A 14161-nucleotide genomic window follows, 5' to 3' on the forward strand; every position below is an offset into this window, starting at 1 on the left:
GGAGCGTTAAAAACTAAATAATAGAGAAGATAAAAACATTTTAAAACATGGAAAAGAAGGAGGGAAAATATAAGGAACCTGATTATGTTTTTGAAGTAAGTTGGGAAGTATGTAATAAAGTAGGGGGAATTTATACCGTTATATCAACCAAGGCCGTTTTAATGCAAGAAAAATACGGCGATCATTTTATGATGGTAGGTCCTGATTTGTACAAAGGTTTAGAGGGAAACACAGCCTTTATGGAAGATTCAGAAATGTTTAAAACATGGAAAGAAGGGTTGGATATCAATGGAATTAAGTTTAGGGTAGGTCGATGGGATATACCGAGCAAACCCATTACCATTCTTATTGATTTCTCTCCTTTGTTTTCAAATAAGGATCAAATATTTGGAGAACTTTGGAGCAGAAATCAGTTGGACTCTTTAAAAGGGGGGTGGGATTATATAGAACCAGCATTGTTTGGCTATGCTTGTGGTAAAATCATTGAAAGTTTTAAGACCTTCTATTTGGATCAAGACACTATAGTTTTGGCACAGTTTCATGAATGGATGACAGGAGCTGGTGTATTATATCTTGAAAATACGGTTCCAGATGTAGCTACAGTCTTTACTACTCATGCAACGGTAACAGGGAGAGCACTGTGTGGTCGAGGACTTCCATTTTACAGCAAGTTTAACACCTATAATGGAGACCAGGTGGCTAAAGATTTTAATATTCTATCAAAACACTCCTTAGAAAAAGCAGCTGCTATTATTGCTGATACATTTACAACAGTTAGCGATAATACGGCTAAAGAATGTGAGCAGCTATTAGGTAAAGCGGTAGATAAAGTAACTATCAATGGATTTGATGATTCTTTTGTGCCTAACCAAGAGGTATTTGACAAAAAGCGTGTAGAAGCTAGAGAAAATTTATTAAATGTAGCTTCTGCAGTATTTGGCTACCGAGCAAAAGAAGATAGTTTAATAGTGGCAACTAGCGGTCGATATGAGTACAAGAACAAAGGAATTGATCTTTTTATAGACGCATTAGCTAATCTGAACCATAAAAAAGATAGTTCACGTGATGTCATAGCATTTGTAACCGTTCCTGCTGCACATACCTGTGCCAAACCTGAAGTGCTAGAGGGATTAACATCAGGAGTTCTTAAAAAAGGGGGAGAACCATCAGTAGCAACTCATTTCTTACAAGATCCCGATCACGATGCTATCTGGCAGCAAATTAAAAATTGTGGATTGTTGAATGACAAAGAAAACAAGGTGAAAATCGTTTTTGCACCCATCTATTTAGATGGTAGAGATGGAGTCTTTAATATGACTTATTACGATATTTTGATAGGTTTTGACCTTAGCGTATTTCCTTCCTACTATGAACCTTTTGGTTATACTCCCTTGGAAAGTCTAGCCTTTCACGTGCCTACAGTTACAACTACCTTAACAGGTTTTGGATTGCAAGTAAAATCAATGTTTAGTGATTTTAAAGATGGAATGTTGGTTATTGAGCGGTCCGATTTCAACCACGAAACGGTTACTGAACAAATTTGTAATTACATAAATGATTTTAGTAATAAAAATGAAAATGAAGTCGCAGCCGCTAGAGCCAAGGCCTTTGAACTATCCAGATCGTTTTTGTGGAAAAATTTAATTCTTAATTACATTAAGGTCTATGATATCGCTTTGAAAAGATATCTTCTAAGAACTCGTCATTTAGAAAGAACACTCAAAGTAGACGCTACATCATATACCCAACTTCCAGAGTCCAACGAACCTATTTGGAAAAGTGCAATGGTTCAGTTTAAAGTCCCTACGGCTTTAAAAGATCTTGAAATATTGAGTAAAAATTTATGGTGGTCTTGGAATCCTGAAGCAAAGGAGCTCTATTCCTCCATTGACAGGAACTTATGGGAGCAAGTTCATCACAATCCGATTGCTTTATTAGGTTCTATTACCTATTCACATTTTTTGAAATTGGCCAAAGATCCTGTATTTCTAGAGAATCTAAAGAATATCACTAAAAAGCTACACGATTATAAGGCTGTAAGCTCAAAAAGAGCAGCTCCTAAAATTGCCTATTTATGCATGGAGTACGGGGTGCATGAATCACTACCTATCTATTCTGGAGGGCTGGGTGTTTTGGCGGGAGATTATTTAAAAGAAGCTAGTGACCAGAATCTTGATATCGCTGCATTTGGACTGCTTTATCGGTATGGATATTTTAGTCAAGGATTAACATTTCAAGGGGAACAAATTGTCACATATGAAAAGCAACACTTTACTCAGTTACCAATAGAGCCAGTAAGGGATAAAGAAGGTAAGCATTTGATTTTACAAATACCATTTAGGGGACCTATTGTTATGGTACAAGTATGGAAAGTGGAGGTAGGTAGAGTGTGTCTTTATCTATTTGATACAGATATTGCAGAGAATGGTGACCAAAACAAGAGCATAACACATCACTTATATGGGGGAGATAAGGAATATCGCTTAAGACAAGAATTAGTATTGGCCTTAAGTGCTCTTCAATTTATGGAAACCCAAAACATGACTCCTGACTTAGTTCATTACAACGAAGGACACACGGCATTTACGGGTTTATTCCGTCTGCTAAGGGCGGTGACACACAAAAACTTAAATTTTGAGGAAGCCAGACAAGTGGTTACTGCCTCTACTTTATTTACAACTCACACGGCTGTACCCGCTGGGCTAGATACTTTTGATGAAAATTTATTACGAAGTTATTTATCTCATTTTTCAGAAATTTTAAATGTGCCTTGGAATCGGGTTTTGGCATTTGGAAAAATCAACGCCTCAGATGTAAATGAAAAGTTTTCTATGAGTTGTCTTGCTGCTCGCTTATCAGGAGATATAAATGCGGTTAGTAAAATACATGCAGGAGTAACCCAAAAAATGTTCCAACCTCTATGGAAAGGATTTCTTGAAGAAGAATTACGAATAAATTACGTCACAAATGGTGTTCATCTTGCTACCTGGATGGCGCCATTATGGCAACAATTATTTACAGAAACTTTTGGTGGTGATTTTTTACAGCAGACTTCTAATCCCAATTATTGGTCAAAAATCACCAGCATTTCTTCCAATAAAATTGTGGAGATCAAAAAAGAACTAAAAAAAGAATTGATCAACGGAATTAGAAATATATTAAGATCTGGGTTAAAAGACTTGCATGTACCTCCTGCAGCAGTATATGAGGTTCTTCACTCTTTAAAGGAGGATGATTTTATTATTGTTTTTGCTCGCCGATTTGCTACCTATAAACGCCCCGACTTATTGTTCAGAGATTTAAAGAGGCTTGAGAAATTAGTGAATCATACACTCAAACCTGTTAAAATTATAGTTGCAGGGAAGGCACATCCAGCAGATACAACTGCACAAAAATTGATCAAACGAATTGTTGAGATTTCAGAAAAACCACAATTTGTAGGTAGAATTTTATTTATTCAAAATTATGATATGGCCTTAGCTCAATTGCTTGTAAAAGGTGCAGACTTATGGCTCAATACCCCACAACGAGAGAAGGAAGCTTCTGGCACCAGTGGTATGAAGGCTGTTTTGAATGGTACACTACATCTCAGCGTTATGGACGGTTGGTGGGCTGAAGCCTATCGAGAAGATGCAGGATGGGCGTTACCGCAAGAATCTATTTATGAGCATCAAGCTGATCAAGACGATATAGATGCTGAAATGATCTATAATATCTTAGAATACGAGATTATTCCCGAATATTTTGATAAAAACCAATCTGGGGTCTCTGAAAAATGGGTCCAGCGAATTAAAAATTCATTTGAACATATTGCTCCCCAAGTTACAACTACCAGAATGTTAAACGAGTACATTGAAAAGTTCTATAGTAAAATGTACAAAAGGGTGCAGAGTTTAAGAGAAAACAACTATGAAACTACAAAGAGTATTGTCAACTGGTCTAAAAATATAAGCGATCGATGGTCTAAAATTTCTGTGGTTGAAGTTCAGTTTTCAAATAATATAGAGCCATTACAGTTAGGAGATGAATTTAATGCAGAGGTTATTTTGAATTTAAATGGACTACCAGCAAAAGAGATAGGTGTAGAACTGGTTTTTGCAAAACGTTTAAAAGATGGCCGCTATCAGATTAATAGTATAGAAGAATTGCCAATGGTCGCATCCAAAAATAAACAAGCTATTTATAGAGGAAGAATCACTGCCAATACTACAGGAGCATTCCAATATGACTTGAGATTTTTTCCAAAAAACTCCTTGATGCAATTTCCTAGGGATCTACCTCTTGTAAAATGGATTTGATACCAATTATAAAACACAGAAAAAATGAGCGAGCTAGAAAAAAATGAAGGCATTAAAATCCTAAAGAATAATTATTTAGGTCATTTAGCATTTGTATCAAAAGACAGGCCGTATGTGGTACCTATAACCTATTATTACAATGCAACTAAAAACACTGTTATTTGTTATGCGGTGGAGGGGCATAAAATAAATGCCATGAGGAAGCATAACAATGTCTCCCTAGTAGTCGAAGAAGTAGAGTCTGTCAACAATTGGAAATCAGTATTGGTTGTTGGAGTGTTTGAAGAGCTTCATGGAGTTGATGCCAAATACTTTTTACATCAATTTGCAATTGGTGTAAGGAAAGTAATTAGAAAAAAAGAAAAAAGAGACCTGCACTTTATCAGCGAATTTTCTATAGAATTAGCCTCAGTAGGTATCCCAATAGTTTATCAAATTAATATACTTGAAATTATAGGAAAGCAAAGAGTGCCTAATGCAATTAATAAGAGTTAAGCTAAGGTTTTAAACTTTCGGGACTGTGCCCTTTAGTCATAAGTAAGTGCTATTGATGTTTAAAAAAGCACATAGGGTCTTTCAATACTAACTTTCATACAGCAAAATAATATGACTATTGTTTCTTGGAATGTGAATGGACTTAGAGCTATTGTAAAAAAAGACATTATAAATGCTCTGGTGATAATGAGCCCAGATATCATATGCTTACAAGAAACAAAAGCGCAAATAGAGGATGTAGCAACTTCATTGAACGACTTTAGTGATTATAATATTTATTCAAACCCAGCAGATAGAAAGGGATACGCCGGCACTGTATTACTTTCTAAAACAAAACCTATTGCTGTAGTTAATGATATGGGAATAAAGCAACATGACGCAGAAGGCAGAATAGTATGTGCTGAATACACTTATTTTTATCTAGTGAATGTTTACACACCTAATTCTGGACAAAAACTGCAACGGTTAACCTATAGGAAAAAGTGGGATCAGGATTTTCTAAAGTTTTTAAAGAACCTCCAAGAAAAGAAACCCATCATAGTTGCTGGAGATTTTAATGTTGCCCATCAACCTATAGATTTAAAGAATGATCTGGCTAATTATAATAAAGTAGCTGGTTATACTCAAATAGAAATTGATGGAATGGAAGCATTGCTTCAAAGTGGATTGGTTGATGTTTTTAGGATTTTACATCCTAAGGATGTCGCATATACCTATTGGAGTTACCGATCTAAGGGCCGAGAGCGGAATATAGGATGGAGAATTGATTACTTTTTAACCAGCAGTTCTCTAGTAAAGAAGGTTACCTCCATAAAAATAGCCTCTGACTGGTATGGGTCTGACCATTGTCCAGTCATTATGGAAATAAAAATATAGAAGAGCTATTTAAAGCGGTAGAGATTGCCGAGTAAAGCCTAATGGCCTGAATAAAAGAAAGAGCGAGAAATTAATTCATAAAGATCGACCCTTATGGTCCCATTTTAATTACCAACTATAAGCGGGCATTCATCTCGTTGGATCAACACATTTATAATATAGAGGCTGAACTACTATGCTTAGAAACGAATTGTAAAAAGCAGAAATGTCTATTTGATTACTTGAAATCAATAAGTATTTTTTTGCCTACGGCCAAAACAAGGTTGAAACTTTAGGCATACTCAAATCACAGGAATTATGAACTTATTTTTAGAACATACGCACCGCTCCTAGACCTATTTTGTAGATGTTTTGAGTACCAACTACACGAGCTCAAAACAGTTCCAAAATCTGTGGAATTCCGCTTTCGCGAAAGCGGAACAAGAAGTTTTTTTTGTGATCTTTATTAAAGAGCTCCCTGTGGGGCTTCCAATTATTAGACGGTACATGATAAATATCATTTGGAGTACCTCACTCTTATGAGATATTTAGGTCATTAAAACACAAGTTATTGCTGCTTAAAATGATAACCATGGGAGACTACATTAAAAACTTTAGTGAGATTGATATACAAGATATTGCTATTGTGGGCGGTAAAAATGCCTCATTAGGAGAAATGTTTCAAAAATTAACTTTAAAGAATGTACAAGTGCCTGACGGGTTTGCCATTACTTCTGATGCCTATTGGTATTATTTAGAACAGCAGCATTTAAAGGAATCTATTTTTGATGAGTTGCAAGGATTAGATACCAAGGATTTTTCAAACTTAAAAATAATTGGTGCTGCGATCAGAAAACATTTTTCAATAGCATCCATACCTCAGGTCATAAGGGAAGCTATTCAGGAAGCTTATGCTGCTCTTAAAAATAAGTACGGCACTGACATTTCCTTAGCAATAAGAAGTAGTGCTACCGCCGAAGACTTGCCTAATGCTAGTTTTGCAGGTCAGCAAGAAAGTTATTTGAATGTAAAAGGAGAGGAGGAGTTACTAGCTGCATGCCAGAAGTGTTATGCGTCTCTATTTACAGATCGTGCCATAAAATACAGGGAGGACAATGGTTTTGATCATAAAAAGGTGGCCTTGTCTATAGGGGTACAATTAATGGTGCGTTCTGACTTGGCTTGTTCGGGCGTTAATTTTACAATAGATCCTGATACTGGCTTTGACAAGGTTGTCTTGGTTTCTAGCATATGGGGTTTGGGAGAGAACATTGTTCAAGGAAGTGTCAATCCAGATGAATACTTTGTGTTTAAACCTAGTTTAAAGAAAGGTGTACAACAACCTATAATTTCCCGAAAATTAGGCAGTAAAGAAAAGACCATGATTTATGACGATTCTGGAAGTGGTACGGTAAATCTGATCACTACTATAGAAAAGCAAGAGCAATTTGTTTTAACTGATACTGAGGTGGTACAATTGGCTAAATGGTCGGTTATTATTGAAGAGCACTACGGGATTCCTATGGATATTGAATGGGCCAAAGATGGATTAACTAAGGCGCTTTTTATTGTACAAGCAAGACCAGAAACGGTTCAAAGCGCAAAAAACAAACTAGAAATAACCACTTATTCCTTAATTGAAAAAGGTAAGGAAATTACAAGAGGGATGGGACTTGGTAATAAAATAACCACAGGAAAAGCTAGAATTCTTCACAGTCCAAAAGAGTCTGATATGCTGCAACAAGGAGAAATTTTAATTACAGAAAAAACAGATCCAGACTGGGATCCTATTCTTAAAAAAGCAGCAGGTATTATAACTGATCAAGGGGGACGTACCAGTCACGCCGCAATAGTTGCTCGTGAAATAGGAGTAGCAGCTATTGTAGGTTGTGTCAATGCAACAAATGTTATCCAGGACGGGCAGCAGATCACCATTTCTTGTGCAGAAGGAACAACCGGAATTGCCTACGACGGAAAACTTAAATGGACAGAAACAGCAGTAGATATAAAAGATCTTAAAACACCTCAAACCCAAGCCATGCTTATTTTGGCAGATCCAGAACAAGCTTTTAAGTGCTCCTTGTACCCCAATAGTGGTGTAGGACTCATGCGTTTAGAATTTATAATTAATAACAGCATTCAAATACACCCTATGGCATTAAGGCATTTTGAATGGATAAAAGATGTACAGGTCAAGCAAAAGATTGAAAAATTGACGCATCATTACCCCAATAAGGAAGATTACTTTGTTCATCAACTAGCAGAGGCTGTAGCTACTATCGCAGCAGCCTTTTACCCTAAAGAGGTCATTGTGCGTACCAGCGATTTTAAATCAAATGAATATGCTAATCTTATAGGAGGACAACAATTTGAACCTGTGGAATCTAATCCCATGATAGGATTTAGAGGAGCTTCTCGTTATTACCACCCCAAGTATAAAGATGCTTTTGAACTGGAATGCCGAGCCTTGAAAATGGTGCGTGAGGAACTGGGAATGGAAAACATTAAAGTTATGATTCCCTTTTGCCGCACTTTAAAAGAAGCCCATAAGGTGGTCCAACTTTTAGAAAACAACGGCCTGAAAAGAGGAGAAAATGCTTTAGAGCTTTATATGATGATTGAAATCCCTAATAACGTTTTGCTAGCAGAGGAATTTGCTCATTATTTTGATGGGTTCTCTATTGGCTCTAATGACTTAACTCAATTGACATTAGGCGTCGATCGAGATTCTGAATTGCTGAGCGATATTTTTGATGTCAATGACCCGGGAGTAAAAAAAATGATTGCTATGGTTCTTTCCTCTGCTCGTAAGACAAAAACTAAAATTGGCTTCTGTGGACAAGCGCCAAGTGACTACCCAGAATTTGCCCAATTTTTAGTAGAAAAGGGCATCGATAGTATTTCTTTTAATCCAGACGCGCTCATTTCAGGAATAAAAAATATAAATACTGCCGAAGCGAATTTAGAAGAGCTTTGATCCATAAAAGTATAGGAACGAGTTGTAATTGAAATATTCTAAAGATGAAAAAAAAGAAGGGTAACTTCTTCAGTAAAGGAGAAGGTGCATCTCTTTTTATTTATCTTCTGTCTAATAGGTTGTAACGCCTGCTTTTAAAAGGTATGCGACCAACTTTGTTTTAAATAACAGATTGGGATATCGCAATGCTGCTGCTTTTACAACTTTTGGATCTCCTTTTGTTCAACGCCCTAAACTAGTTGCTTCCAAAATTGAAGTTGCCTTAGGCAGGTTACTTTATGAGGTGCTTGATGTTGTACCTATTAGAAAAAGTACAACATGAATTAAACGTTAGTACGTCATAAAGTTCAATAATCTTAAAGAGACTTTGATGAAAATGGAATCACTTTTAAAAAAAGATACCGCATACTTGTTAGAACATCAATGCACAACCATACCTAAAGAAAAATGGAATCACAATGAGTTATTAAGTTATCCAAATACTTTAAGCCAAATGTATTTTGGAGAAGTTAAACAGGCTTGGAATTTAGAAGCTAAAGAAGTAGAAGCAACTATATATTTTGGTTCCCCAGAATCTGATAGACAAATACAAGAAACAAGCAAGGCATGCCAGCAGGTTCATGAGTTAGGCCTGTTCACTATTTTATGGTGTTATCTTATAAATGATGCATTTAAATACGATAAAGATTATAGTGTAAGTGCTGAATTAACTGGGCAGGTTAATCATTTGGGAGTCCCTATAAAGTCAATATCATCCAACAAAAATTGCCCATGAATAAAGGAGAATATATGTCACTTGATAACTTTGGAAAAACAAGCGATGTAGTAGATACGAAGTTAACTATGGACCATCCAATTGATCTTGCAAGTTATCAAGTGGTTCATTGTTATATGGGAAGAGCCGGATGGATCAATGCTGCAGGTACCTCTGTAGAGGATGATTTTCAGCAGCTGCTCGTACTGCCGTAATTAATTAAAGAGCTGGTAGTATGGGATTGGTATCTGTAAGAAAAGCCTTTTAAAGGCCTATGGAGGATGGAATTAAGTTACTTCATTTCATTCCAAATATTTATTTAGTAAAGAATATTTCTATCGCCTAAATGCGTAATATGATACACAAATCCTACAGCATATCTTTATCTAACCTTAACCAAGCTGAGGTACCCTTAGCCTATTTTAAGAACATCAACCTCAACCAACAAGCGATTGTATTGGCAGCAGATGTAGGAGGTACTAAAACACATTTGGCATTATATCAAGTTAAAGATGGACAGCTTTTTCAACTTAAAGAGAAAAAGTACCGTACTAAAGAACAGCCTTCTTTTATAGATATGATTTATAATTTTCATCCTAAAAAAAGCCCAGTAATTGATAGTATTTGCACAGGTGTAGCTGGACCAGTTATCAATAATAAAGTTCAAGGTGTTAATTTGCCATGGGAAATAAATGGAGATGAAATCGGAAAAGAATTAAAGATGGATGCGGTGACTCTTTTGAACGATATGGAGGCAAACGCCTATGGGTTGGCCGCTCTTAAAGAAACTGATTTTAAAACCTTACAGAAAGGAGCTGATGTGCCTGGCAATGCAGTCATTATAGCTCCCGGGACTGGTCTTGGAGAAGTAGGTTTGTACTGGGATGGCACGCACTACCTCCCTTTTGCTTCAGAAGGGGGACATTGTGATTTTTGCCCTCGTAATGATTTGGAGATCGATTTATGGAAGTATATGCATCAAAGCTATCAACATGTAAGCTGGGAACGCGTTTTATCGGGTCCTGGTATTTATGATATCTATACATTTTTAATTCAGAAAAAAGGGCAAATGGTTCCTGAGTATCTTCAGCAACAAATACAAAGTGGTCATCCGGCAGCAGCAATAACCCAAGCGGCTATGGAGGGGAAGGATATGGTTTGTAAAGAAGCTTTTGATCTATTCACGAGGTTTTTATCTGTTGAAGCAGCACAGCTGGCATTAAAAATGAAAGCTACTGGAGGCATTTATATAGGAGGAGGAATTGTCCCCAAAATAATAGAAGGAATGGATTTAAGCATTTTTAATAGAGGCTTTATACAGTCAGGTCGTATGGACGAATTGCTTAGACTGGTGCCGGTAAAAGTCATCTTAAATGATAAAGCGGCACTCTTAGGGGCTTCGCTTTATGGAGCGGCCCAACTAGGAAAATAATTACTTGGAAAATCAATACCTTACCAACTCCCTAACTGAAATAATTCAAGAATGCGCAAAGAGGGATTGTATACAGTCCCAGTCAATTTTTTAAACTTTAGCTTAACCTTACTATTTTCTAATGAATATAACAAGCCTTACCATCAATCCTGCTTTGGATAAAAACGCGAAAGTGGCCGGTCTTATCGCTACACAAAAACTTAAATGTCATTCTATTCACTACCAACCTGGCGGTGGCGGAGTTAATGTGTCCAGGATGTTGCATAGATTAGGAGAAAAAACAAATTGTGTATTCCCTTCTGGGGGGCACACCGGTAAACATCTTAACGACTTACTGCTCAAAGAAGGAGTACCTGCGATGCAGATTCCTGTAAAAGAATGGACCCGCGAAAACCTGTCGGTGGTGGATGAACACACTAAGTTGCAATATCGTTTTGGTATGCCCGGCGGTACTTTATACAACTCAGAATTAAAAACCATACAAACTTTTGTGGATAAGCAATTGAATGAAAAGGACATATTGGTTTTAAGTGGCAGTTTGCCCGAAGGAATACCCACAGATTATTATACCCAATGGATTGCACATACCTCCTTAAAAAACATTAAAGTGGTCATTGACACCTCTGGACCAGCACTTATGGAAGCGCTAAAAGAGCCTGTATTTCTCTTAAAACCCAATCAAAAAGAGCTCGCACAATTGGCTGGTAAAAGCTTTTTATCCAGCGCCGAACAAGAAGCTGTTGCTTTAGAAATGATCGCTACTAAAAAAGCGACTTATATAGTGGTTTCACTAGGTGCTAGAGGTGCGTTTCTGGCCTCAAAAGAAGGTGTTGTGTATCAACCCACGCCATCAGTTGCCGTACAAAGTACAATAGGCGCAGGGGATAGTATGGTCGCAGGATTGATTTATGCCATTAAGAATAATTTTGCAGATCGAGACATTTTAAAATGGGGGGTTGCCTGTGGGGTAGCCACGACTATGAGTGAAGGAACCTCGCTAGGTAGTACAACTAATGTGACTAAAATACTACATATGATCGGATAGTGCGTTGGGTTTTAAGCTCCTATAGAGGCGGTACTGTTGTGATAAGGATAGTATCGATTACTTATTTTCCCATTAGGTGATGGGTGCAACGGTTTTTTACCAGTTTGCTTTCGCGAAAGCGGATGTTTCCAACTAATTTAAACGGGTACCTATAAGATAAATAAAACTTTACTTCTGTCGAGTACGTTAACTACCGTATTTATTTGCCCTTTCTAAAATCAAAGATGAAAAAGAACGCACACCAATTCGGATACTTTCTTCATCCACATCAAAATGTGGGGTATGGTTCATGGCACGAATTCCCTTGTCCTTATCGGTGCCACCCAAAAAGAAATAAACACCTGGAGTAGTTTCTTGAAAGTAACAGAAGTCGTCATTAAAATAGGGGATCTGACCATAAGCCTTCACAACAGTGTCCGTTCCGTAAATATCATTAAGCGTTTGTATGGCCTGTTTAGTGAGCTCCTCTTTATTTATAACGGTTGGATTTTCTTGAATAAAAGAAGCAGAGATAAATTTCTCTTTATGTTTAGAATTGCCAATGATCGCTGCGATTTTAGGTACTATATATTCCAAGTTGGATGCATCTGTTTCATACAAATAGGCCTTTAGGTGCAGCTGCTGCTCCGTAGACTCGATTGCTACATTTTCTTCTAAAAAAAGGTAATCTTCAAAAACAGTATTAAGGTTGTTCAATCCGCTAGCAGCATCAAAAACCATTGGTAATTCCCAAGGGTTTCCTCCAGGCTTTTTCCGAAGCATTTGACTTCTTATTTGGGTATAAAGAGTTGCTGCTTCCATTTTTTTTAATGTATTGTGGAAAGTTAATTGTATTCTTTTTTGATACGCGAAAGGTTCCTTGGGCTTCACCATGATCTTACCAACAGGCAAGTCCGTCACGTGTAAAGCATATATTTCATCTAGATGTATTTTAGAAAATAGGTCGCTGTGCAGGATTTTTTTTGCACCGGTGAATGTTTCCTCCTCTGGTTGAAATATAAAATAAATAGTACCTGAAATAGCCTCTTTGTTTTTCGCTAATACACTAGCTATACCTAGTCCTATAGCCATATGAACATCGTGTCCACAGCCGTGCTGTTTTCCTGATTTTTGAGTGCTGAGGGAGGTGTTATCGCCATAAATATTGGGCAAAGCATCCATATCAGCTCGCCAGGCGATACTTCCCCCTTCTTTCCCACCTTTTAAAATACCCATGACGGCATGACCAGCAAAACCTGTTTTCACTTCTAAGCCTAAATGGGTTAAATATTCAGCAATGATGTTAGAAGTTCTTTTTTCTTTTCCAGCGAGCTCCGGATGTTCGTGAAAATCTCTCCTTATTTGAACTAAACGATCAAAAACCTCATTGGTATCTTGTTTAACTAATTGATGAATATTTTGTTGTTCCGTGAGCTCGCAAGAAGTAAACAGGCTGCCTATCAAAACGCATAACAAAAAGTTTTTTTTAAAATTCATAGGCCCGTTGTTGTTGGTGTGGTATTAGGGAGGTGTTCAAATAACAAATTTAGTTATTCCCTTGCAAATAGAACACAAGAACAGATCCAATAACTAGACTTGCGGCTTATATACGAGTAGGTCTACCCGCGGTGCAATAGTCTTTTTTTATTTGGATTGGGACATTTCTTGTTTACAAGAAAAGGATTCAAATAAAAAATTGATCCCGGTCATGATCAAAATTAGAGATAAGGTTCCACCGGCAATCCATTGCCATGGTTCAGCTTGACTGTGTTTTAAAAAACCGCATTCTACTAACGCAGACAGGCCTATACCCAACACAGCCGTGCCAAGACCTCCAAACCACCAATAGCGTTTTTGTAACTGTTCTTTTGTGTGGGTCTTCTTTTTCATTATTGATTTATTTTAAAATAAGAAATCATCCCGCTAATTTTTTAAACTGTTGGGAAGTGCCTAGAAGTATAGACTTCCAGAAGTATCAAATTTAGAAAGAATAGACTTCTTGTCACCTATGATGCTAAGCTGCGTGATGCAACTTTTTAGTTTTTTTCTAGTAATTCTATACTATCTGTTGTAATAAGAATAAGCTTTTGTTTATACAGACTTCCTAGGGCTTTTTTATAGGACTTTTTACTCATAGTAAAGTGTAACCGTATCGCTTCTGGTGAGCTTTTATCGGTCACTGATATAGTTCCCTCTGGACTTTCTCTTAACTTTTCTAACACTTTTTTTACGTTGGTATCAATTACGTTTAGAAAGCCTTGTGGTCTAAGGGAAACGTCTATTTTACCATCTTCTCTTATGTATTTTACATAACCAGTAACTTCCA

At 37.0% G+C, this 14161-nt stretch carries 12 protein-coding genes; 9 read left to right on the forward strand and 3 right to left on the reverse strand.

Annotated elements, in window-relative coordinates:
- The first annotated feature begins 47 nt into the window (after window positions 1–47).
- The 9 genes from glgP (at window position 48) to KG732_RS10105 (ending at window position 11856) form a co-directional block, all read left to right on the forward strand.
- Window positions 48–4298 carry an alpha-glucan family phosphorylase gene (gene glgP, locus KG732_RS10065; protein ID WP_213523152.1) on the forward strand — a complete coding sequence of 1417 codons (4251 nt, stop codon included), beginning with the start codon at window positions 48–50 and terminating at the stop codon, window positions 4296–4298.
- 24 nt (window positions 4299–4322) lie between these two features.
- Window positions 4323–4793: a pyridoxamine 5'-phosphate oxidase family protein gene (locus KG732_RS10070; RefSeq protein ID WP_213523154.1), complete on the forward strand. Its 471-nt coding sequence runs from the start codon at window positions 4323–4325 to the stop codon at window positions 4791–4793.
- A 111-nt stretch (window positions 4794–4904) separates the two neighbouring features.
- Window positions 4905–5669 carry an exodeoxyribonuclease III gene (locus KG732_RS10075; protein ID WP_213523156.1) on the forward strand — a complete coding sequence of 255 codons (765 nt, stop codon included), beginning with the start codon at window positions 4905–4907 and terminating at the stop codon, window positions 5667–5669.
- 571 nt (window positions 5670–6240) lie between these two features.
- Window positions 6241–8625 (forward strand): phosphoenolpyruvate synthase, encoded by a 2385-nt coding sequence (gene ppsA, locus KG732_RS10080; protein WP_213523158.1) that lies wholly within the window; start codon window positions 6241–6243, stop codon window positions 8623–8625.
- Between the two features lie 172 nt (window positions 8626–8797).
- Window positions 8798–8947 carry a hypothetical protein gene (locus tag KG732_RS10085; protein ID WP_213523160.1) on the forward strand — a complete coding sequence of 50 codons (150 nt, stop codon included), beginning with the start codon at window positions 8798–8800 and terminating at the stop codon, window positions 8945–8947.
- A 48-nt stretch (window positions 8948–8995) separates the two neighbouring features.
- Complete coding sequence (locus KG732_RS10090) at window positions 8996–9400, forward strand: hypothetical protein (protein ID WP_213523162.1); 405 nt, start codon at window positions 8996–8998, stop codon at window positions 9398–9400.
- Entirely contained in the window at window positions 9397–9594 is a 198-nt protein-coding gene (locus KG732_RS10095) for a hypothetical protein (RefSeq protein ID WP_213523164.1), read from the forward strand. The genes KG732_RS10090 and KG732_RS10095 overlap by 4 nt, the downstream gene beginning before the upstream one ends.
- A 140-nt stretch (window positions 9595–9734) precedes the next feature.
- Window positions 9735–10811, forward strand: a complete 1077-nt coding sequence (glk, locus tag KG732_RS10100; protein ID WP_213523166.1) for a glucokinase — start codon at window positions 9735–9737, stop codon at window positions 10809–10811.
- A gap of 121 nt (window positions 10812–10932) precedes the next feature.
- A complete protein-coding gene (locus KG732_RS10105) occupies window positions 10933–11856 on the forward strand; it encodes a 1-phosphofructokinase family hexose kinase (protein WP_213523168.1) in 924 nt (307 codons plus the stop codon).
- Between the two features lie 186 nt (window positions 11857–12042).
- Here the strand turns inward: KG732_RS10105 and KG732_RS10110 are convergent, their stop codons facing one another.
- The 3 genes from KG732_RS10110 to KG732_RS10120 form a co-directional block, all read right to left on the reverse strand.
- Window positions 12043–13332: a M20 family metallopeptidase gene (locus KG732_RS10110; protein ID WP_213523170.1), complete on the reverse strand. Its 1290-nt coding sequence runs from the start codon at window positions 13330–13332 to the stop codon at window positions 12043–12045.
- 147 nt (window positions 13333–13479) lie between these two features.
- Window positions 13480–13725 carry a hypothetical protein gene (locus KG732_RS10115; protein ID WP_213523172.1) on the reverse strand — a complete coding sequence of 82 codons (246 nt, stop codon included), beginning with the start codon at window positions 13723–13725 and terminating at the stop codon, window positions 13480–13482.
- Window positions 13726–13871: 146 nt separating this feature from the next.
- A partial coding sequence (locus KG732_RS10120; protein WP_213523174.1) for a DNA-binding protein occupies window positions 13872–14161 on the reverse strand: 290 nt, incomplete at its 5' end.

This window comes from Nonlabens sp. (assembly GCF_018401815.1).
Classification (GTDB): Bacteria; Bacteroidota; Bacteroidia; order Flavobacteriales; family Flavobacteriaceae; genus Nonlabens.